The organism is Streptomyces capillispiralis (assembly GCF_007829875.1).
GTDB lineage: Bacteria > Actinomycetota > Actinomycetes > Streptomycetales > Streptomycetaceae > Streptomyces > Streptomyces capillispiralis.
This window is the reverse complement of record NZ_VIWV01000001.1, coordinates 5083563-5105146: the sequence shown is the minus strand read 5'-3', so window position 1 is coordinate 5105146 and position 21584 is coordinate 5083563. Positions and strand designations below refer to the sequence as shown.

Below are 21584 nucleotides of genomic sequence, written 5' to 3'. Positions count from 1 at the left end.
CCACGTGAGCCACGCCCTCGCCCTCCCGCCGCTGCCGCGCCGGGCCGCCGCACTGGTGCCGGCCCTGCCGCTCGTGGCGGTGCCCGTGCTGCTGGCGCTGCCGCCGACGGGGGACGGCGCGGGTCCGGCCGACGTGGTGTCCGCGCTGGTGGTGGGGTACTGCGTGCTCCGTCTGCTGCGCGAACGGCGGCGGCCGCTGTCCCCGGTCGCCGCCGTGGTGCTGGGGCTGCCGGTCGTGGGGATCGCGCTCGCCGCCATGGGCGCGGCCTCGCCGGCGGCGGGGTTCGGCGGTCTCTGCCGCTATCTGCAGGTCTTCGTGCTCGTTCCGGCGGCGGTGCTGGTACTGCTGCGCCACCGGGCCGACTTCCGGGTGCTGGCCTGGTCGTTCGTCGGACTCGCGCTGTGGCAGGGGGCGGTCGGCGTGCACCAGTACCTGACCGGGACCGGCGCCTCCTACCAGGGCGAGACCGTCCGTGCGGTCGGCACCTTCGGGGCGCAGGACGTGATGGGCATGGCGACGGCGGTGTCGCTGGGCGTGGTGTGCGCGGCCGGGATCGCGCTGGGCCGGGGGCCGGTGCGGCAGCGGGCGGTCGCCGCCGGGTGCGCCGTGGTCCTGGTGCTGCCGCTGGCGCTCTCCTTCAGCCGGGGCGCCTGGATCGCGACGGCCCTGACGTGCACCGCGCAGCTGGCGCTGACCGGGCTGCGGCGTGCGCTGAAGGCGGTCGCGGCGGTGGCCGCCGCGACGGTGGTCCTGGTGGGCGGGTTCGGGGTCGGTACGGCGATGCTGCAGGAGCGCGTCGACAGCATCGCGGCGGTCGCCGACGCCCCCGACCAGTCCGTCGTCGACCGGTACACCCTGTGGGCGGCGGCCACCGGCATGTGGCGCGCACACCCGCTGACCGGTGTGGGACTGAAGGGCTTCCCCGAGTACCGCGACGGCTACGCGACCCTGGCGCTGTCGTCGGGCAGCGACATCGAGGGCGCGGGCGAGACGTACCACCGGCAGGCGCTGCTGTCGCCGCACAGCATGTACCTGCTGGTGCTCAGCGAACAGGGCCTGGTCGGGCTGCTCACGCTCGGCGGGAGCTGGCTGGCGCTGCTGGTGTGCGCGGTGCGGGGGCTGCTGCGGGTGCGCCGGCGCGGGCCGGGCCTCGACTGCGGGCTCGTCGCCTGCGGACTGCTGCTGTGGCAGCTGACCGACTTCGTGTACGGCGACATCGGCGGCCCCTCGACCGTACTGACCGGCCTGGCCCTGGGCCTGGTGGCGTGGTGGGCGCTGTTCCGCGACGAGCCGGCCGGGGACGTCGCGGGACGGGACGGCGTGCCCGCGCGGGTGGCGGAGGACGTGACGCGATGACGGTGGTGCCTTCACAGCCCCCCGGGTCCATGACTCCGGGGTCCGGGGCCGTTCGATCCGGGGCCGACGCGCCCGAGGCCGGTGGGCTGAGGACCGAGGTGGCGGCGGGCGGGCGGGCGAAGCGGGCCGGCGGCGGTGATCCGGGGTCGTCGTCCCGCCGGTTCCTCGCCCGGGCCGCGCTGGTCACGGCCTCGCTGTCCATCGCCGGGTCGCTGCTCGGGCTGGTGCGCGACCAGTCGCTGGCCCGGCTGTTCGGGGCCGGGAGCGACACGGACGCCTTCCTCGTCGCGTGGACCGTGCCCGAGATCGCCGCCACGCTGCTGATCGAGGACGGGCTGGCCATCGCGCTCATCCCCGCGTTCAGCATGGCGCTGGCCCGCCGCGCGCGGGGCGTGCCCGGGGACCCGGTGCGCGACCTGGTCAGGGCCACCCTGCCCCGGCTGTGCCTGGCCTTCGCCGCGGTGGCCGCGCTGGTGGCGGCCGGGGCCCCCTACGTGGTCCGGGTGCTGGCGCCGGGCCTGTCCGACCCCCGCCTCGCCGTCGACTGCACCCGGCTCACCGCGATCAGTCTGCTGGCCTTCGGGCTCGCCGGGTACTGCAGCGCCTTCCTGCGGGCGCACCGCCGCTTCTTCGCGCCGGCCGCCATCTACGTCGCCTACAACACGGGCATCGTCGCGGCGATGTTCCTGCTGGGCGGGGAGTGGGGGGTGCGCTCGGCCGCGGTGGGCGTGGCGGTGGGCGGCTGCCTGATGGTGGCGGTGCAGCTGCCGTCGCTGTGGCGGCAGCTGGCCTCGCGCGCACCGGCGCCCGCCGGGGCCGGTGCCGACGCCGAGGGGCGGCCGGTGCGGCTCGCCCTGATCGCCGCGGTGCTGCTGTTCGCGCTGTGCCGCCAGTCGCAGGTCCTCGTCGAACGCTTCCTGGCCTCCTCCCTGCCCGCCGGCGCCATCTCGCACCTGAACTACGCCCAGAAGGTCGCGCAGATCCCGATGACGCTGTCGCTGATGGTGTGCACCGTCACCTTCCCGGTGGTGGCGCGGGCGCTCGCCGACGGCGACACCGGGCGGGCCCGCTCCCGGGTGGAGCGGGACCTGGTGCTGGCCTCCTGCGTGGTGCTGCTGGGCATGTGCGCGGTGATCGCCTGCGCCCCGCAGATGATCGGACTGCTCTTCCAGCGGGGCGCGTTCACCGCCGCCGACACCGCCGCGACGGCCGACGTGATGCGCGTGTACGCCCTCGGGCTGCTGGGCCAGACCCTGGTGGGCGCCCTGGTCCGCTGCTACTTCTCGGCGGGCCGCCCCAGCTGGTACCCGGTCGGGGTGATGGCGGCGGGCATCGCCGCGACGTCCCTGATCGGCGCGGTGACCGTGGGCCACTGGGGGGTCGCGGGGATCGCCGCCGCCAACGCCTTCGGCATCACCGTCACGGCCGCCCTGCTGCTGACCGGCCTGCGCGCCACCCGCCGGGACGGCTCCCCCGGCGGCTCCCCCGGCGTGTCGGTCGGCGTGCGCGAGGTGCTGGCCGAGCTCGGCCGGCCCGTGCTCGCCTCGGCCCTCGCCATCGCCGCCGGAGCGTTCGCCGCGAGCCGGTTCGCCTCCCCGGTGGCGGGTCTCGCGGCCGGCTGCCTGACCGTGACCGCCGTCTTCGTCCCCCTCGCCCTGTCCGTCCTCGCCGCCGGGGGAGCCGCGTCCGCGCGGCGCTCCCTGCGCACCGTCACACGAAGGTTCACCCATGGCCGCACCCGTTGAACCCGTCGGCACCGGCAGACTCCCGGCCCCCCGTCCGGGGCCCGTCCCATGGGTGGCGATGTACCACTCGGTGGGCGACTGCTCGGACGACCCGTACCGCATCACGGTCACGCCCGAACGGCTCGGACGGCAGCTGGCGTGGCTGCGCCGGCGCGGGCTGCGCGGCGTGTCCGTGGCCGAGCTGCTCGCCGCCCGCGCCCGGGGCGAGGGGCGGGGCCTGGTCGGCCTCACCTTCGACGACGGGTACACCGACTTCCTCACCGGCGCCCTGCCGGTGCTGCGCCGCTTCGGCTGCGGCGCCACCCTGTTCGTCCTGCCGGGACGGCTCGGCGGCGACAACGCCTGGGACCCGCTCGGCCCGCGCAAGCCGCTGCTGACCGCCGAGGGCATCCGGCGGGCCGCCGCCGAGGGCGTGGAGATCGGCTCGCACGGACTGACCCACGTCGACCTCACCCGCGCCGACGACGCCACCCTCACCGCCGAGGTCGCCGAGAGCCGCGCCCGGCTCGCCGAGCTGACGGGCGTACCGGCCGACGGCTTCTGCTACCCGTACGGCACGGTCGACGCGCGGGCCGTCGAGGCCGTGCGGAAGGCGGGCTACGGCTACGCCTGCGCCATCGACCCGGGCCCGCTGACCGGCCCGCACGCCCTGCCGCGGGCGCACGTCGGCCAGAACGACACGGCGTGGCGCCTGCACCTCAAGCTCCGGCTGCACCGGCTGCGCCGGCGCCCGGTGGCGGGGGTGTGAGATGAGGGCACTGCACATCATCACCGGTCTGGGCGTCGGCGGGGCGGAGCAGCAGTTGCGGCTGCTGCTGCGTCATCTGCCCGTCGACTGCGACGTGGTGACGCTCACCAATCCCGGCGCGGTCGCCGCCGGCCTCGGCGCCGACGGCGTGCGGGTGGTGCACCTGGACATGGGCGGCAACCGCGACCTGGGCGTCCTGCCCCGCCTGGTCCGGGTGATCCGGGCCGGCGGCTACGACCTGGTCCACACGCACCTGTACCGGGCCTGTGTCTACGGCCGGCTCGCCGCCCGGGTCGCCGGGGTCCGCGCGGTCGTCGCCACCGAACACTCCCTGGGCGACTCGCAGATGGAGGGGCGCAGGCTGACGGCGGGGGTGCGCGCGCTGTACCTGGCGAGCGAGCGGCTCGGCTCGGCGACGGTCGCCGTCTCCCCGACGGTGGCGGACCGGCTGAAGCGCTGGGGGGTGCCCGCGCCGCGCATCGAGGTCGTGCCCAACGGCATCGACCTGGACCGTTTCCGCTTCGACCCGCGACGGCGGGAACGCACCCGGCGGCGCCTGGGGCTGCCCGAGGGGGCGTTCGTCGTGGGCGGGGTCGGCCGGCTCACCCCGGGCAAGCGGTTCGACGTCCTGGTCCGCGCCCTCGCCCTGCTGCCGCGCGACCACTGGCTGCTGCTGGTGGGCGGCGGCCCCGAGGAGCACCTGCTGCGCCGCACGGCCCAGGAGGCCGGGGTGGCCGGGCGGGTCCTGTTCACCGGCGAACGCCCCTGCGTCCCCGACGGCTCGCCCGGCCCCGATCTGCCGGCGCTCACCTCGGCGATGGACCTGTTCGCCTCCCCGTCCGCCGAGGAGGCGTTCGGCCTGGCGGCCGTGGAGGCGCTGGCGGCGGGACTGCCCGTGCTCTACGCCTCCTGCCCGGCGATCGAGGACCTGCCGGCGGACGCCGGGGCCGGCGCCCGCCGGGTGCGCGGCGGCCCCGAGGCGTACGCGCGCGCGATCGCCGAGGTCCGCGCGGCCGGCCCGCGCCCGCGCATGCCCGGCGAGGCCGCCCGCCACTACAGCATCACCCGCAGCACCGCCCGCCTCATGGACGTGTACGCGGCAGCCGTCACCGGCTCGTCGCCGTCCCCCGCATCCCAGGGAGCACCCCCGTCATGACCGACACCCCGACCCGCCGGACGCGTCCGGCCCTGGACCGTGTCAGGAAGTTGCCGGCCTGGTCCGCGCTGGTGGCGGGCACGCTCGCCGGCGGTGTGCTCGGCGGCGCGTACGGCCTGCTCACGCCGCCCGCGTACGCGGCCACCAGTTATGTCGTCGCCGTACCGACCGAGAAGGCGACCCCGGAGGCGGCCCGCGGCTTCGCGCAGGCGTACGGCCGGGTGGCCACGCAGCTCGCGGTGCTCGGGGACGCGCAGGTGTGGGCCGGTGTGCCGGTGCGCACGCTGCGGGACAGCGTGCGCACGGCGACCTCGCCGGACGCGCCGATGGTCTCCGTCACGGCCACCTCCTCGCAGCCCGAGCTGGCCGTCGACATGGCGAACGCGGTCTCCCGCGCGCTGACCCGGCACGCGGAGGACACCCGGGGCAGCACGCAGGTGCGGCTCGTGCAGTTCTCGCGCGCGGTGCGGCCGGGCGAACCGGCCTCCGCCTCCCCGGCGGTGACCGCCCTGGTGGGGGCCGGCGCGGGCGGGCTGCTGGGCGGCCTGGCCCTGCTCGCCCGGCCGCGGCGGGCCGGCCGGGGGGACGACCCGGCGCCCGCCGCCTCGGTGCCCGGCCCGGCCACCGCCGCCGACGTGCAGCGGTGACGGCGGTGACGGGGGCCGGGGCGGCGGCGCTAGCGGGTGCGCGACCACCAGTCGAAGCGGAGGCAGAGCTTCCCGCCGAGCCAGTACTCCACCCACCTGCCCAGGTCCAGCGGCGAGCAGTTCTCCGGGGGCAGCGGCGCGGTCGGAACGGGAGTGTCCGGTACCGGAGTGGGCTGCGGGGTCGCCTCCCCCGTGGGCTCCGGGTCCGCGCCGGGGGTGCGGCCGAAGAGCGTGGACCGGTAGACGCGGGAGGAGTCCGGGTTGTCCCCGCACTGCCAGACCCCGTGCGGGCAGTAGTCCGTCACCGTGTTGTAGAGGGGCCTGTGTTCCTCCATCCACGCGAGCATGCGCCGCATGTACTCGGGATTGTCGCCGTTGCGGAAGAGCCCCCACTCGGGGTACGAGATCGGCTTGCCGTGGGCCTTCGCGAAGTCCACGTGCGCCTGGAGCCCGTACGGTTCCGTCACCTGCTCGTCGAAGGACCGTCCGGCCGGCTGGTCGTAGGAGTCCATGCCGATGATGTCGACCGTGTCGTCGCCCGGGTAGCACTCCGTCCAGGGCACGGCGTCCCGGCCGCGGCTCGGCGTGAAGTCGAACCGGAACTTCTGCCCCGGCACCGCGCGCATCGTGGTGACGATCCGGTTCCAGTACTTCTTCCAGGACTCCGGGTCGGGGCCGCACCGGTGGGTGTAGGTGACGCCGTTCATCTCCCAGCCGAGCACCAGGACGGTGTCCGGCACCTTCAGCTCGACCAGCCGCTCGGCGAGGGCACGGAAGTGGTGGTCGAACTCGCCGGCCGCGCCCCGCCGCAGCAGCCGGCGGACCTCGTCGTCGGAGACGCCCGCCTCGTTGCGCTCCTGCATGGGCACGTTGAGGACGAGCATCCGGTCGGCCCGGGCGGTGCGCCAGCGCGCCCACGACTCCAGGAAGCGGATGTCGCCCTCGATGTCGCTCCAGTGGTTGCCCGGCAGGTAGGTGTGGCCGACGCGGAGTTCCGAGCCGCCCAGCCACTCGCTGAGCTGCTCCATACGGGCCACGCCCCGGTCGTCGGAGGCCAGGAAGGCCCCGAAGGCCGGAACCCCCCGGTCCGGTACGGCCGGGAGTACGGGGCCCGGGGCGCCGGCCGACGGCACGGGGGCGGCCGGCGCGCCGGCCGGGGGCGGGTGCACGGCCGGTGCCGCGGGGACGGTGGGCGTGACCGCGGGCTCCGCCGGGGCGGGCACCGCCGGGCCGGAGTCGTCGGCGTGCACGGACCCTGCCGCGGGGCCGGCCGCCAGGGCGGCCGACACGGCGACCGCCACCGCCCCCACGGCCATTCCACGGGCCCGGACCCGCCTGTGCTGTGGGGCCATTGGCTGCTCCTCTTCTCGCTCGTCCGCCTTCTGCCTGAGGTCCTCGCTGTTGACGGACAGTCATATGAAGTCAGACACAGGAAATCCGACGGTGCCAATGTCACTGCGGCTTTCGAGTGCCGGGCTCGCCCGTGCGGGTGAGCCGATGCCAGAAGAAAGTGAGAATGCGTGTCGCAGCTCGACACCCGCGTCCCCGCCGTACTGCTGCGGACCGACCGGAACCCCTTTCACCACGGAACGCTGGGCGCCGTGCGGTCGCTCGGCAGGGCGGGAGTGGAGGTGCACCTCGTCGCCGATGCCACGGGGAGCCCCGTCCGCCGCTCGCGCTACGTCCGCGGCATGCACGAACCGCCCGGCCCGGGAGCGTCCGCGCGGGAGATCCTCGCCGTGCTGCGCCGCGTCGCCGCGCGGGTCGGGCGCCCGGCCGTGCTGGTCCCGCTGGACGACGCGACCGCGATCGCCGCGGCACGCCTGCGCGCGGACCTCACCCCCGGCTACCTGCTGCCCGAGGTCCCGCCCGCCCTGCCCGAACGCGTCGCCGACAAGGCGGAGCTGGCCGCCGTGTGCGCCGCCGCCGGCCTCCCGCACCCGCGGACGCTGATCCCGGACAGCGCGGAGGGCGCCGCCGACGACGCACGACGGCTGGGGCTGCCGCTCGTCGCCAAGTGGAGCCGGCCCTGGCTGCTCCCGGCCGGCGGCGGACTGCGCAGCACCCGGCTGGTGCACTCCCCGCACGAGGCCCGTGAGCTGTACCTGCGGACTGCGGAGGCGGGCAGCCCACTGCTGCTCCAGGAGTACCTCGCGCCGGGAGCGGACCGGGACTGGTTCTTCCACGGCTACGCCGACCGCTCCGGCACCGTGCGCGCGGGCGGCCCCGGCCGCAAGGAACTGGCCTGGCCGCGGGGCGCGGGACTGACCGCGGTGGGCCGCTGGACCCCCAACCCCGAGGTGTGCGCGCTCGCCGGACGGCTCATCGGGGCACTCGGCTACCGGGGCGTCCTCGACCTCGACTTCCGCCGCTGCGGCACGACGGGCCGCTACCACCTCCTGGACTTCAACCCCCGCCCCGGCGCCCAGTTCCGGCTCTTCGCGGACGGCGCCGGACTGGACGTCGTACGCGCCCTGCACCTGGATCTGACCGGCCGGCCGCTGCCGGACGGAGAGCCGGTGACGGGGCGGTCGTTCGTGGTGGAGAACTACGCGCCGTTCGCCGCGCTGCGCACGGCGCCCGGCGGACGCGAACTGGCCTGGTACGCCCGGGACGACCGCGTCCCCGGCTGGGTGATGTGGGCCCTGTGGGCCCGCCATGTGTCCGGCCGGCTGCGCCGGCGGCTGGGCACGGCGGCAGTCGTCCCGGCACCCCGGACGGCCACGCCCTTGCTGACCGACAACGAGAAAGCGAGCAGTTGATGATGTACGACCTCCTGGTGGTGGGCGCCGGTCCGTACGGTCTGTCGATCGCCTCCCACGCCGCGGCCGCCGGGCTGAGCCTGAAGGTGTTCGGACGGCCCATGGCGTCCTGGCGGGACCACATGCCCGGCGGCATGTTCCTGAAATCCGAGCCGTGGGCGTCCAACCTCTCCGACCCGGCCGGGCGCTGGCGGCTGGACGCGTACTGCGCCGAGCAGGGCATGGCGGCACGGCACGCCGAGCCCATCCCGGTCGAGGCGTTCGCCTCCTACGGCCTGTGGTTCGCCCGCAACGCCGTGCCGGACGTCGACGAGCGCACGGTGACGCGGGTGGCGTCCGGGCCCGGCTGCTTCACCGCGGTCACCGAGGACGGGGAGGCGCTGCACGCGCGGACGGTGGCGCTGGCGGTCGGGGTGATGCCGTTCATCGAGGTGCCGCCGGCCCTGCGCGGACTGCACCCGACGCTGGTGACGCACAGCAGTCACCACAACGACCTCGGCGCCTTCCAGGGCAAGGACGTCACGGTGATCGGCGGCGGTCAGGCGGCCCTGGAGACCGCGGCGCTCCTCGCCGAACAGGGCACCCGGGTACGGGTGCTGGCGCGGGCGGAGCGGCTGCGCTGGAACGATGTGCCGCCGCCGTGGGAGCGTCCCTGGTGGCAGTCGGTCCGCTCGCCGCACAGCGGCCTGGGCCCCGGCTGGCGGAACTGGTTCTACTCCGAGCGCCCCGGCCTGTTCCGGCGGCTGCCCGAGACGACCCGGTCGCGCATCGCGGCGACGGCGCTGGGTCCGGCGGGCGCCTGGTGGGTGCGGGAGCGGGTGGAGCGGGCGGTGGACCTGCTGCCGGGGCACGAGGTCACCGCGGCCGCCGCGGTGCCGGGCGGGCTGCGGCTGGACCTGACCGGCCGCGACGGCGCCCGGCGCAGCCTGGAGACCGAACACGTCATCGCCGCCACGGGGTTCAAGGCGCACCGCGACCGGCTCGGCCTGCTCTCCGCCGAACTGCGCGGGACGCTGGCGGTGCTGCCCGACGGGTCCCCGGCACTCGGCCGCAGCTTCGAGTCCTCGCAGCCCGGCCTGTTCCTCGCCGGCCTGGTCACGGCGTCCGGCTTCGGCCCGGCGATGCGCTTCGTGCACGGCGCCACGTTCACCGCGTCGACGCTGGTGCAGGGGGTGCGCCGGCGGCTCGGGGCGACCCCGGCACGCGGAACGGTGCCCGTCCCGGTCGGCCCCGGAGGCAGCAGCCGCAGCGGGACACCGTCACCGGTGAGCCACTGAGGCGCGGGGGCGCCGGACGCCGGGCCCCTGGGCCACCTGGCTGACGGGGGCGCCCGTTCGTCGGGGGCGCAACACCGCGTCCCCCGGCTCGACCTCGCAGCGGGGTCGGTCCGGGGGACGTGGTGTGTTCCCGGGTGCCGGGTGGGGCGGGTCCGGCACCCGGGGCGGGGTGGTCAGCGGCGGGCGGCGAGGCGGCCGCGGCGGTACAGCATCGCCCCGCCCGTGATCAGCACGGCACCGGCCGCCGAAGCGGCGATCATGCCCTCGCTGCCGGTCTCGGCCATGTGCGGCGGGTTGCCGTGCTCCTCCGCCGCCGGCGGCTCCTCGGCCGGGGGCTCCTCGGCGCCGGGCGCCGGAGGCGTCTTCTCCTTGGCCGGCGGCTCGGGCGTCTCCTTCTCGGGCACGTCCTCCTCGCCGTAGCCGTAACCGGCGTCGTTCACGCAGGTGTTGCCGTAGGCGTCGCCGAACAGGCCGAGCACGTCGACGCCGTTGCCGCACGCGTTCACCGGGATGCCGAGCGGCAGGTCGATCTCGTTGCCCGCGATCGCGCCAGGCGACCCGTGGGCAGCGCCCTCCGCGTGGGCGCCCGACGACTCGCCGTACGAGGAGTCCCCGTACGAGGAGTCCCCGTACGAGGAGTGTCCGTGGGCGGAGTCGGACGAGCGGTCCGCGGCCTCGTGCGAGCCGTCGTGCCCGCCGCCGTGCGAGCCGTTGACGCAGGTGTTGCCGGACGTCTCGCCGAACAGCGACACCACGTGGACACCGTTGCCGCACGCGTTGACCGGCAGGTGGATCGGCGCCTGCACGTTGTTCCCGGCGCCCACACCGGGCGAGCCCTTGGTCCCGCCCTCCGCGTGCGCGCCGGCGGACCGCTCGTGCCCGTGGCCGTGCCCGGACGAGGAGCCGTTGACGCAGGTGTTGTCGTACGCGCCGTTGAACGCGCCGACCGCGGTGATGGTGTTGCCGCACACGTTCACCGGGATGTGGACCGGCGCCTGCACGTTGTTCCCGGACAGCACACCGGGAGAATCCTCGGCACCGCCCCCCGCGAACGAGTCGGCGAAAGCGGGGGTTCCGTACAGGGACAGAATGCCCGTGGCGGCTGCCGCCGCGAACACTCCCCTGCTCAGGGTCTGTCGCAATGTAGTTGTCTTCCTGCTTGAAGAATGACGGAGTGGCCGGCCCCGGCATGGAGAGTGGCCTACTCCCTCATCAACCCGACTCGGGGGAATCGGTTGCGCAGGTTCACCCGGTTGGCCCGCGCGGCAGCCGCGCGGGCCCAGGTCAGGACACCACGTCCTTGCGCACGAACCCGCGGAACGCCAGTGCGAACAGCACCAGCGCGTACGTCACGGACACCGCCGAGCCCTGGATCATGCCCGACCACTCCGGGGTCGGCTGCACGGCGTCCGCCCAGGCGAACTGCCAGTGCGCGGGCAGGAAGTGACGCCAGTCGCCGAGGGCGGTGACGGCGTCCAGCACATTGCCGACGATGGTCAGGCCCACCGCCCCGCCGACCGCGCCCAGCGGGGCGTCGGTGCGGGTGGACAGCCAGAACGCGAGCCCGGCGGTGACCAGTTGCGACACGAAGAGGTACGCCACCACGACCACGAGCCGCTGCGCCGCCGTGCCCGGGTCCAGCGCGCCTCCGGTGGGGATCCGCAGCGGGCCCCAGCCGTAGGCGGCCGTGCCGACGGCGAGCGCCACGACCGGCAGCAGCACCATCGCGGCGAGGCTGAGCCCGAGGCCGACGACCAGCTTGGACCACAGCAGCCGCATCCGGGGCACGGGCGCGGCGAGCAGATAGCGCAGGGAGGACCAGCCGGCCTCCGAGGCGACCGTGTCCCCGCAGAACAGGGCGACGGGGATGACCAGCAGGAAGCCGGCGGAGACGAACAGGTTCACGGCGGCGAAGTTGGCGCCGGACGCGGTGGCCGTGTCCATCAGGTTGATCCGCTCGCCGCGGCCGCCCGGCTCGCCGCCGATCGCGAAGGCGACCACCAGGACGAACGGCAGGACGGCGAGGATCCCGCCCATGACGAGGGTGCGGCGGCGCTTGAGCTGGCGGGCCAGTTCGACGCGCAACGGCAGGGTGCGGCCCGCGCGGTAACCGGGGGCGACCTCGACGGGCCCGGCGGTCCCGGCCGGCCCGGCGGGCTTGTCCCGCTCGGTGAGCGTGCTCATGCGGAACCTCCGATCAGGGTGAGGAAGGCGTCTTCGAGGCGGCGGTGCGGGCCGACCGACGCCACGGGCACCTCCAGCCGGACGAGTTCGGCGACCAGGCGCGGGGCGGTGCCGCCGGCGTCCAGCCGGACCAGCAGCCCCTCGTCGGTGCGCACCGCGGAGGCGATGCCCGGCAGCGCGGAGATCTTCTCGGCGAGCGGCTCGTCCACGGGCGTGACGGTGCCGACGAGCAAGGTGTCGCCGGAGCCGACGATCTCGTGCACCGGGCCCGCCTGGACCAGTCGCCCGCGGTCCATGACGACGAGGTGGGTGCAGGACTGCTCGACCTCCGCCAGCAGGTGGCTGGAGACGATCACCGTGCGTCCGGCGGCCGCGTACCGGATCATCACCTCGCGCATCTCGCGGATCTGCGGCGGGTCGAGGCCGTTGGTCGGTTCGTCGAGGATGAGCAGGTCCGGCAGGCCGAGCATGGCCTGGGCGATGGCGAGGCGCTGGCGCATGCCCTGGGAGTAGGTGCGCACCGCGCGGGCGAGGGCGTCGCCGAGGCCGGCGATCTCCAGCGCCTCGTCCAGGTGGGCGTCCTCGGGCGGGCGGCCGGTGGCCTTCCAGTACAGCTCGAGGTTCTCCCGGCCGGACAGGTGCGGCAGGAAGCCCGCACCCTCGACGAAGGCGCCGACCCGGGACAGCACGGGGGCGCCGGGCCGGATGGCGTGCCCGAAGACGCGGATCTCGCCGCCGTCGGGCTTGATCAGGCCCATCAGCATGCGCAGGGTGGTGGTCTTGCCGGCGCCGTTGGGGCCGAGGAGTCCGAGCACCTGGCCCTTGCCGACGCGGAACGACAGGTCCCGCACGGCGTAGCGGTCCGAGGAGCGGGCGTAGCGCTTGCTCAGGCCGGTGATGACCAGCGGGACGTCGGCGAGTGCGGGGTCGGGGGCCGGGGCGGTGGTGCGGCGGCGGCCGGTCAGCAGCAGGAGGACGGCGACCGCGGCGCCGGCGGCGGGCAGCCACACCACCCACGTGGGCAGCGGGGTGGCGGCCGTGTCGACGCCGGGCGCGGTGGGCACGGTCAGGTCGCTCTTCAGGGAGACGGTGTACGTCGCCGGGGCGGCCGGGGAGGCGTAGCCGAGGTCGGTGGAGGCGAGGACGAGGCTCAGGCGGTGGCCCTGCCGCACCTCGTGGTCGACGGCCGGGAGGGTGAGCGTGACGTCCTGGCCGGACCTGGCGTCCTCGACGCGGACCGGGGCGACCAGCTGCGAGGGCAGCACCTGCTGCCGGCCGTCGGGGCCGACGTCGTACACCTTGCCGAAGAGGACGGCGTCCTCGCTGGTCGACTCGACGTGCACGGTGACGGTCGGCGATCCGGTGATGCGCAGATCGCGGGTGACGGGCGCCGATACGAAGCGGGCGTACTGGCCCGGGAAGTCCAGGGAGATGCCGACGCCGAGCGAGGAGAGCTGGGAGAGGCCGCCGGAGCCGCCGAGTCCGGGCAGGGCGGAGACGGCGGGCGGGCCGGCGCCTGCCGGGTTGGCGAAGCTCTGTTCGCGTCCGGTGAGGGGGACGGAGCGGCCGCCGTCGCCGAGGCCCGGGTAGGTGTCGGCGCTCGCGCCGCGCAGCAGCGCCCGGCCGTCGGTGGAGTCGACGCCTCCGGTGCGGGTGACGCGGAAGGCGGGGCCGGTGTCGGCGCTCTCGTCGCCCTTGAGGTAGCGGTCGAACCAGGCGCCCACGCGCTGCCGCACGCGGTCGGTCTCCATCTCGCCGCCGTCGTGGCCGCCGGCGATCCAGTCGACGTCGACGGGGGCGCCGTTGGCCCGGATCGCCTTCGCGGCGGCGTCGGCCTGGCCGAGCGGGAAGAGGGAGTCGGACTGCCCCTGCACCAGCAGGGTGGGCACGTCGATGCGGTCGGCGACGGCGGACGGCGAGCGCTCCTCGAGCAGCCGGCGCGCCTCGGCGTCGGGGACGCCGGACTCGGCGACCCGCTCGTACATCCGGCACAGCGCGGGCTCCAACTCCTCGCACCCGCCGCCGGAGTTGACGAAGATGCCGGCCCACAGCTTCTTGAACACGCCGCCGGGGAACAGGGCGTCGGCGAGGTCGAAGTAGGTGATGGCGGGGGCGATGGCGTCGACCCGGCCGTCGTGTCCGGCGGTGAGCAGGGCGATGGCGCCGCCGTACGACCCGCCGGCCATGCCGACCCGCGGGTCGCCGTCCTCGTCGAGCCGGACCTCGGGCCGCTCGGCCAGCCAGTCGATCAGCCGGGAGACGTCGGCGACCTCGCCCTCGGGGTCGTTCAGCCCGATCTGCCCGGTCGACTTCCCGAAGCCGCGCGCGGACCAGGTGAGCACCGCGTACCCGTCGCGGGCGAGGTCCTCGGCCTGCTGCCGCACGTCGTCCTTGCTGCCGCCGAAACCGTGCCCGAGCAGGACGGCGGGGCGGCGGCCGTCCGGGCCCGCGGTGAAGTACGAGGTGTCGATGCGCACCCCGTCGCCCACGGCCATGACCCGGTCGGCGCGGTGGACCGCGGGCACCTCGTCCGAGGCGACGGCGGTCCAGGTACCGGCACCGGCGAGCACGACGACGGCGGCCGCGGCGGCGAGGGCCCGTCGCGGCCGCCGTGACCGCAGCCACCGCGATCCGGGCAGTCGAAGATCCATGCGTCAACCGTACGGGGCGAACCTGTCGCCGAGATGTCGACCGGAGACCGAACCGGACCACCTCCCGGCGGCGTACGGAGGGACCCGGCATACCGCGTCCGCGGTACGGCGACGACTACGCGCGGGCGTCCTCCGGCAGGGTGACCAGCCAGCGGGTGTGCGGGCGGGGGCGGAGGTAGAGGGCCCAGTAGAGGGTGGCGGCGGCGGTGATGCCGCCGGTCCACAGGAGGTGGACGGGTTCCTGCTGGGTCAGGATGTAGGCGAGGACGACGATCAGCAGGGCGGGTACGGCGGGCCACAGCGGCATGCGCCAGGCGCGGGTGTGGCGGTGGGTGCCGCGGCGGGAGAGCAGGGCGGCGACGGCGACGAGCAGGTACATGCCGGTGACGGAGACGCCGGTGACGCCGTACAGGGTGTCGAGGTCGACGTAGCACAGGGCGGCGCCGGGGACGCCGACGGCGAGGGTGGCGACCCAGGGGGAGCCGAAGCGGCCGAGCCTGGAGAAGAGGGCGTTCACCGGCTCGGGCCAGGCCCTGTCGCGGGCGGAGGCGAACAGCACGCGTGAGTTCTGGATGACCATGACGATGCCGGCGTTGATGATGGCGAGGGCGACGCAGAGGCTGACGAAGGTGCCGACGGCGGTGTGGGACCAGGCGGTGACCATGGAGCCGATGTCGCCGCCGGTCAGTGCGGCGAGGTCGGGGGCGCCCAGGGTGATGGCGACGACCGGCACCAGGATGATCACGGTGGAGATGGCGAGGGTGGCCAGCACGGTGCGGGCGACGGTGCGGCGCGGGTTCTCCAGTTCCTCGGAGAGGTAGACGGCCGTGGAGAAGCCCTGGGTGATGAACAGGGCGACGGCGAGTCCGGAGACGACCAGCAGGGCGGTCACGGTGTCCGGGCGGCCGTCGGCGCCGGCGACCTCCATGGCGGCGAGGCTGCCCGGGCCGCGCTCGGCGTGGGCGAAGCCGAGGACCGCCACCACGGCCGCCGCGATGACCTCCAGGACCAGGAAGACGCCGGTGATCCAGGCGTTGGCGCGCAGGTCGAGCAGTCCGGCGAGGGTGGCCAGCAGCATGACGGCGGCGCCCGCCGCGGAGGCGTCGAGGTGCAGCACCGGTTCGAGGTAGTCGGCGGTGCCCATCGCGATCACCGGCGGGACGATCATCACCACCAGCAGGGAGAGCACGAACACCAGCCAGCCGGCGAGGCGTCCGGCCAGGGTGGAGACCATCGCGTACTCGCCGCCGGCGCTGGGGATCAGGGTGCCCAGCTCGGAGTAGCAGAACGCCACCGCCACGCAGAGCAGCGAGCCGATGGCGATGGTGAGGGCGGTGGCGGTGCCCAGCGAGCCGAACAGGTCGGGCACGACCACGAAGAGGGTGGACGCGGGGGTCACGCACGAGAGGGTGAGCAGGGTGCCGCCGACCACCCCGATGGAGCGCTTGAGCTTCTGGGGGCTGTCCGGGGCCGCGTCGGGGACGGCGGTCTCGGCAGGGCGGAGCGTGTCGGTCATACGGCGGTATCCGATCGACTCGTGCAGCAGGTGGCGCAGGGATTGCGCAGCATCGAACACCGACGAAAACCGAGGCGTCAATGGGTGTTTGGCTGCGGAATCAGTAGGCAGAGTGGGGTCGGAGTGCCGTTTACGGTAGTAACAGGCCCGTCAGTACCGCCGATCCGGGGCGTGCGGGAACCGCAGGGGCCGGGTGCAAAAAAATGGGGCCGTCCGCATGACGGACGGCCCCGGAGCTGCCCGGGCGGGTGGCTCAGTGGTTGCGCGGGAAGCCCAGGTCGACGCCGGCGGGCGCGTCGGCCGGGTCGGGCCAGCGGGTGGTGACGACCTTGCCGCGGGTGTAGAAGTGCGTGCCGTCGTTGCCGTAGATGTGGTGGTCGCCGAAGAGGGAGTCCTTCCAGCCGCCGAAGCTGTGGTAGCCGACGGGGACCGGGATCGGGACGTTCACGCCGACCATGCCGGCCTCGACCTCCAGCTGGAAGCGGCGGGCGGCGCCGCCGTCCCGGGTGAAGATCGCGGTGCCGTTGCCGAACGGCGAGGCGTTGACGATCTCCAGTGCCTCCTCGTACGTCTCGGTGCGCAGCACGCACAGGACGGGGCCGAAGATCTCGTCCTGGTAGGCCTTCGCGGACGTCGGCACCTTGTCGAGGAGGGAGATGCCGATCCAGTGGCCGTCCTCGTGGCCGTCCACCGTGTAGCCGGTGCCGTCCAGGACGACCTCGGCGCCCTCGTCCGCGGCGCCGGCCACGTAGGAGGCGACCTTGTCGCGGTGGGCCTTGGTGATCAGCGGGCCCATCTCGGACGCCGGGTCGGTGCCCGGGCCGATCTTGATCTTCTCGGCGCGCTCGCGGATCTTCTCCACCAGCTCGTCGCCGATCGCGCCGACGGCGACCACCGCGGAGATCGCCATGCAGCGCTCGCCGGCCGAGCCGTAGGCCGCGGAGACGGCCGCGTCGGCCGCCGCGTCGAGGTCGGCGTCGGGCAGGACCAGCATGTGGTTCTTGGCGCCGCCGAGGGCCTGGACGCGCTTGCCGTTGGCGGAGGCGGTGGTGTGGATGTAGCGGGCGATCGGGGTGGAGCCGACGAAGGAGACGGCCTTGACGTCGGGGTGGGTGAGGAGGCGGTCGACGGCCACCTTGTCGCCGTGGACGACGTTGAAGACGCCGTCGGGGAGACCGGCCTCCGCCAGGAGTTCGGCGAGGCGGACCGAGGCGGACGGGTCCTTCTCGGACGGCTTCAGCACGAACGTGTTGCCGCAGGCGATGGCGAGCGGGAACATCCACATCGGCACCATGGCCGGGAAGTTGAACGGCGTGATGCCGGCGACGACGCCCAGCGGCTGGCGGATGGACGCCACGTCCACGCGGCTGGCGACCTGGGTGGACAGCTCGCCCTTCAGCTGCACGGTGATCCCGCAGGCCAGGTCGACGATCTCCAGGCCGCGCGCGACCTCGCCGAGCGCGTCGGAGTGCACCTTGCCGTGCTCGGCGGTGATCAGCTCGGCGATCTCGTCGCGGTGCGCGTCGAGCAGCGCACGGAACCTGAAGAGGATCGAGGTGCGGGCGGCCAGGGACGACTGGCCCCAGCTCAGGTACGCCTCCTTGGCGGCGGCGACCGCGGCGTCCACCTCCTCGACGGAGGCGAACGCGACCTTGGTGGTGACCTCGCCGGTCGCCGGGTCCGTCACCGGCCCGTAGGTTCCCGAGGCGCCTTCGGCGGTCCTGCCGCCGATCCAGTGGTTGACGATCTTCGTCATGACCGAGAACTCCTTCACAGATGGCGGCGTCGGGTGGAGACGTGCCGTTCGTACAGCTCACGTGCCCCGGCCGCGGGGGGATGCGCCGCGGTGGGGGCCCTGCGTACATCCCACCAGGGACGGGCCGTCGGACGGGCCCGACACAGTGTCGGCCGTTCGGGTCCCCGAGTGGACACATGGGACCCCCTCGGGGCCCGGGTGGCCGTGGGGGTGTGCGGCGGAACCTCCGGCGCGGGGCCGAGGCGGGCGGGGAGTCGTCGCTCGCACTTCGCTCCTGCCAAAGCGAAGCGGCCTCCCGCGCCGGAGGCGATCGGGGCCGGGGAGCCTGCGGGGGCACCCCGGTGGACGTACGGTTCGGTGCGGGTGGTGCCGGTGGTGCCGGTGGTGCGGCGGGTGCGGCGGGTTCCGTGCTCGGCGGACCGCCGGGGCGTGCCTCGCCCCTGCCCGGTGAGCGCGGTGCGCGGCCGGGTGTCGGCGCGGGTGCCGCCGGGTTCCGGGGCGACGGCTGCGGCGCCCCCAGCCTCGCGCACGCGCCCGTCCGGGTCCCGACGGGACGGGAACGGCGTGACGAACACCGGGAGTCGGCGAGTCGGCGCGCGGCGGTCGCCCCGGCGGTCATGTCACGGCCCCCGCGGTGAGCGCCGCGTCGATCTCGTCCGGGGTGGGCATCGCTGAGGAGCACTCCAGGCGGGAGGCGACGATGGCTCCGGCGGCGTTGGCGTGCCGCATGGTCTTCTCCAGGTCCCAGCCGGCCAGCAGGCCGTGGCACAGGGAACCGCCGAAGGCGTCACCGGCGCCGAGGCCGTTGAGCACGGTCACGGGCAGCGGCGGGACCTCGGCGCTGCGGCCCTCGCGGTCCACGGCCAGCACGCCCTTCGGCCCCTGCTTGACCACCGCCAGCTCGACCCCGGCGGCGAGCAGGGCGCGGGCGGCGGCGTGCGGGTCGCGCTCCCCGGTGGCGACCTCGACCTCGTCCAGGTTGCCGACGGCGACCGTGGTGTGGCGCAGGGCCTCGCGGTAGAAGGGGCGCGCCGCGTCGGGGTCGGTCCAGAACATGGGCCGCCAGTCGAGGTCGAAGACCGTGGTGCCGGACCGGGCGCGGTGGGCCAGGGCGGCGAGGGTCGCGGTGCGGCTGGGCTCCTCGCTCAGCCCGGTGCCGGTGACCCAGAGGACGCCCGCCTCGCGGAGGGCGTCCAGGTCGAGTTCGTGGGCGTCGATCTCCAGGTCGGGTGCCTTCGGCCGGCGGTAGAAGTACAGCGGGAAGTCGTCCGGCGGGAAGACCTCGCAGAAGGTGAGAGGGGTGGGCAGGCCGGGGACGGCGGTGACCCAGCGGTCGTCGACGCCGAAGTCGCGCAGGGCCTGGTGCAGATAGGTGCCGAAGGGGTCGTCGCCGGTCCGGGTGACCACCGCGGTGCGCCGTCCCAGGCGGGCCGCGGCCACCGCGACGTTGGCCGCCGAGCCGCCGAGGAACTTGCCGAACGACGTGACCTGCGGCAGCGGTACGCCCGTCTGCAGCGGATAGAGGTCCACTCCGATCCGCCCCATGGTGATCAGGTCGTACGCCATCGCGTTCCCTCCCTACGGCTGGTGCGGCGCCACGCGCCTCTCCCCGGTTTCTAGCCCCGGGCGGGAAGCCCTGTCAATGTTTTGTCCGGACATTCGGACGACAAGTTGACGGTGCGCCCGGCCTCCGACCCGGTTCGCCCACCGGTCGTGGCGCGGGGAGCGGGCCGCGGGAGTCAAAGCGCCGCGCCGGTGGGCCGGCGCGCGGCTGTGCGTCACTTCTGTCACAAACACCCGCGAACTGTCACACATGTCACGTGTGCGCGGGCCTCCCGTCACACCCGGCGCACAGCCCCTGCCCCGTACCCGTCCGGTCTCGTTCAACCGGACACCTGCTGATCGCCAGCGCAGCACCCGGCTCCCCCTGACGGCCGCCCCGGCCGCCGCCGCGGTGCGCGCGGGGAGGTGCGTTCCATGACCGACCGACGGCTGTGGTCCTACAAGGACATCGCCGCACACATCAAGGTGCAGCCGGACACCGTACGTTCCTACCGCAAGCACGGACTGCTGCCGCCGCCCGACCACGTGGAGGGCGGCAAGCCCTACTGGTACGCCGACACCATCCGGACCTGGGTCGCCTCCCGGCCCGGCAACCGCGGACGGGGAACCGGCTGACCCTCCGGCCGCCCCGCCCGGGGCTCAGCCCCAGGGCTCGATGACCGTCACGCCCGCCCCCGCCGCCGTCCCCATGGCGGCGAGGGCGGGCGGTACCGCGTCCAGGCCGATGGTGGAGGTGACCAGCAGATCGGGGCGGAGCACGCCCGCCCGGACCAGTTCCAGCATCGGCGGGTAGGTGTGCGCGGCCATGCCGTGGCTGCCGAGGAGTTCGAGTTCCAGGGCGACGGCGCGGGCCATCGGGACGGGGGTGGTGTCGGTCTCCGAGGGCAGCAGGCCGACCTGGACGTGGCGGCCCCGGCGGCGCAGGCCGTTGACGGAGGCGGCGCAGGTGACCGGTGAGCCGAGGGCGTCCAGGGAGAGGTGGGCGCCGCCGCCGGTGAGGTCGCGGACCGCCCCGGCCGTGTCGGCCACGGCCGCCGCGTCCACGCAGTGCGCCGCACCGAACTCGCGCGCCAGGTCCAGGGCGCGGGGCGACACGTCGACGGCGACGACCCGGGCGCCCGAGGCCGCCGCGATCATCACCGCGGACAGGCCCACTCCGCCGCAGCCGTGCACCGCCACCCACTCCCCCGCCGCCACCCGACCCTGCAGCACCACGGCGCGGTAGGCGGTGGCGAACCGGCAGCCGAGGGAGGCCGCCGTCGCGAAGGACATCTCCCCGGGGACGGCGACCAGGTTGACGTCGGCGTGGTCCAGCGCCACGTACTGGGCGAAGGAGCCCCAGTGGGTGAAGCCGGGCTGGGTCTGCCGCTCGCACACCTGCTGGTCCCCGGCCGCGCAGGCGGGACAGCTCCCGCAGGCGCAGACGAACGGGACGGTGACCCGGTCCCCGGCCCGCCACCCGGTGACCCGCGCGCCGGCCGCCTCGACGACCCCGGCGAGTTCATGGCCGGGAACGTGCGGCAGCGCGATGTCCGGGTCGTGGCCCTGCCAGCCGTGCCAGTCGCTGCGGCACAGGCCGGTGGCCTCGACCCGGACCACGACGCCGTGCGGCGCGGGCTCCGGGTCCGCGACCTCCCGCACCTCGGCCGGTTCCCCGTACCGCTCGAACACCACCGCCCGCATCGCTGGCCCGCCTTTCCGCCGGTCGTCGCCCTACCGGCGGAACGCTATCCCGCACGCCGAGGGCCTCCGGCGCCCGGGCGGTCGCCGCGACCGGCCGCCCCCCGTCCTGGATTCATACCCCCTAGGGGTATAGTCTGGGGTGTGGAGGCCCCCAGGGGCCCCGCACGACCCACCTTCACACCCCCAGCGTCCCGACGAGGAGCAACGACATGACCTCCCAGACCGACACCCAGGGTTCCGTCACCACCGTCTACAAGGTGAGCGGGATGAGCTGCGGACACTGCGAGGGCTCCGTCTCCGGCGAGATCTCGCAGCTCCCCGGCGTCAGCTCGGTGACGGCGGTCGCCTCCTCCGGCGAGGTGACCGTGGTCTCCGCGGCCCCGCTCGACGAGGCGGCGGTCCGCGCCGCCGTCGACGAGGCCGGCTTCGAGCTCGCCGGCACCGCCTGAGCCACCGCACGGGCGTGAACCGGGCCGCAGCGGCCACCCGTCCCCCGCGGTCCGGCACACCCCTCCGCCCACCCGGAGCCCGGACGCCCC

Annotated in this window: 17 protein-coding genes and 1 pseudogene; 9 read left to right on the top strand and 9 right to left on the bottom strand. The window is 75.0% G+C overall.

The genetic code is table 11. The features are described 5' to 3' along the window. The first annotated feature begins 4 nt into the window (after positions 1–4). Genes FHX78_RS22190 through FHX78_RS22170 form a run of 5 tightly spaced genes read left to right on the top strand, consistent with a single transcriptional unit; the run spans position 5 to position 5653 of the window. Positions 5–1357 (top strand): O-antigen ligase family protein, encoded by a 1353-nt coding sequence (locus FHX78_RS22190; RefSeq protein WP_145869174.1) that lies wholly within the window; start codon positions 5–7, stop codon positions 1355–1357. Then, positions 1354–3102 carry a murein biosynthesis integral membrane protein MurJ gene (gene murJ / locus FHX78_RS22185; protein WP_229923991.1) on the top strand — a complete coding sequence of 583 codons (1749 nt, stop codon included), beginning with the start codon at positions 1354–1356 and terminating at the stop codon, positions 3100–3102. Before FHX78_RS22190 ends, murJ begins: the two co-directional genes overlap by 4 nt. After that, on the top strand, positions 3086–3850 hold the full coding sequence (locus FHX78_RS22180; RefSeq protein ID WP_145869172.1) for a polysaccharide deacetylase family protein: 765 nt from the start codon (positions 3086–3088) through the stop codon (positions 3848–3850). Before murJ ends, FHX78_RS22180 begins: the two co-directional genes overlap by 17 nt. Position 3851: 1 nt before the next feature. Further along, complete coding sequence (locus FHX78_RS22175; protein ID WP_145869171.1) at positions 3852–5006, top strand: glycosyltransferase; 1155 nt, start codon at positions 3852–3854, stop codon at positions 5004–5006. Then, positions 5003–5653, top strand: a complete 651-nt coding sequence (locus FHX78_RS22170) for a YveK family protein (protein ID WP_145869170.1) — start codon at positions 5003–5005, stop codon at positions 5651–5653. The genes FHX78_RS22175 and FHX78_RS22170 overlap by 4 nt, the downstream gene beginning before the upstream one ends. Positions 5654–5682: 29 nt before the next feature. Here the strand turns inward: FHX78_RS22170 and FHX78_RS22165 are convergent, their stop codons facing one another. Beyond that, the gene (locus FHX78_RS22165; RefSeq protein WP_145869169.1) at positions 5683–7005 is read right to left on the bottom strand and encodes a glycoside hydrolase family 26 protein; all 1323 of its coding nucleotides are present in this window, start codon (positions 7003–7005) and stop codon (positions 5683–5685) included. Positions 7006–7173: 168 nt separating this feature from the next. On the opposite strand from FHX78_RS22165, the gene FHX78_RS22160 reads away from it, so the two are divergent. Next, positions 7174–8415, top strand: a complete 1242-nt coding sequence (locus tag FHX78_RS22160) for a carboxylate--amine ligase (protein WP_145869168.1) — start codon at positions 7174–7176, stop codon at positions 8413–8415. 2 nt (positions 8416–8417) lie between these two features. Further along, on the top strand, positions 8418–9692 hold the full coding sequence (locus FHX78_RS22155; protein ID WP_145872104.1) for an FAD-dependent oxidoreductase: 1275 nt from the start codon (positions 8418–8420) through the stop codon (positions 9690–9692). Positions 9693–9865: 173 nt separating this feature from the next. Here the strand turns inward: FHX78_RS22155 and FHX78_RS22150 are convergent, their stop codons facing one another. The 7 genes and pseudogenes from FHX78_RS22150 to iolC all read right to left on the bottom strand — a co-directional run bounded on the left by FHX78_RS22150 (position 9866) and on the right by iolC (position 19365). Next, a complete protein-coding gene (locus tag FHX78_RS22150) occupies positions 9866–10834 on the bottom strand; it encodes a chaplin (protein ID WP_229923992.1) in 969 nt (322 codons plus the stop codon). 142 nt (positions 10835–10976) lie between these two features. Continuing rightward, positions 10977–11876: an ABC transporter permease gene (locus tag FHX78_RS22145; RefSeq protein ID WP_145869167.1), complete on the bottom strand. Its 900-nt coding sequence runs from the start codon at positions 11874–11876 to the stop codon at positions 10977–10979. Continuing rightward, positions 11873–14527: an alpha/beta fold hydrolase gene (locus tag FHX78_RS22140; protein WP_145869166.1), complete on the bottom strand. Its 2655-nt coding sequence runs from the start codon at positions 14525–14527 to the stop codon at positions 11873–11875. Before FHX78_RS22140 ends, FHX78_RS22145 begins: the two co-directional genes overlap by 4 nt. A 115-nt stretch (positions 14528–14642) precedes the next feature. Further along, a complete protein-coding gene (locus FHX78_RS22135) occupies positions 14643–16043 on the bottom strand; it encodes an APC family permease (RefSeq protein WP_145869165.1) in 1401 nt (466 codons plus the stop codon). A gap of 253 nt (positions 16044–16296) precedes the next feature. Further along, positions 16297–17799, bottom strand: a complete 1503-nt coding sequence (gene mmsA / locus FHX78_RS22130; protein WP_145869164.1) for a CoA-acylating methylmalonate-semialdehyde dehydrogenase — start codon at positions 17797–17799, stop codon at positions 16297–16299. Between the two features lie 218 nt (positions 17800–18017). Next, positions 18018–18116: pseudogene (locus FHX78_RS37560) on the bottom strand (5-deoxy-glucuronate isomerase); the annotation flags it as partial. 298 nt (positions 18117–18414) lie between these two features. Further along, positions 18415–19365 carry a 5-dehydro-2-deoxygluconokinase gene (gene iolC / locus FHX78_RS22120; RefSeq protein WP_145869163.1) on the bottom strand — a complete coding sequence of 317 codons (951 nt, stop codon included), beginning with the start codon at positions 19363–19365 and terminating at the stop codon, positions 18415–18417. A 411-nt stretch (positions 19366–19776) separates the two neighbouring features. On the opposite strand from iolC, the gene FHX78_RS22115 reads away from it, so the two are divergent. Further along, the gene (locus FHX78_RS22115) at positions 19777–19977 is read left to right on the top strand and encodes a helix-turn-helix transcriptional regulator (protein WP_145869162.1); all 201 of its coding nucleotides are present in this window, start codon (positions 19777–19779) and stop codon (positions 19975–19977) included. Between the two features lie 24 nt (positions 19978–20001). On the opposite strand, the gene FHX78_RS22110 is transcribed toward FHX78_RS22115, so the two are convergent. After that, on the bottom strand, positions 20002–21045 hold the full coding sequence (locus FHX78_RS22110) for a zinc-dependent alcohol dehydrogenase family protein (RefSeq protein ID WP_145869161.1): 1044 nt from the start codon (positions 21043–21045) through the stop codon (positions 20002–20004). Positions 21046–21254: 209 nt separating this feature from the next. Between FHX78_RS22110 and FHX78_RS22105 the strand changes: the two genes are divergently transcribed. Then, complete coding sequence (locus FHX78_RS22105) at positions 21255–21494, top strand: heavy-metal-associated domain-containing protein (protein WP_145869160.1); 240 nt, start codon at positions 21255–21257, stop codon at positions 21492–21494. Positions 21495–21584: the final 90 nt, after the last annotated feature.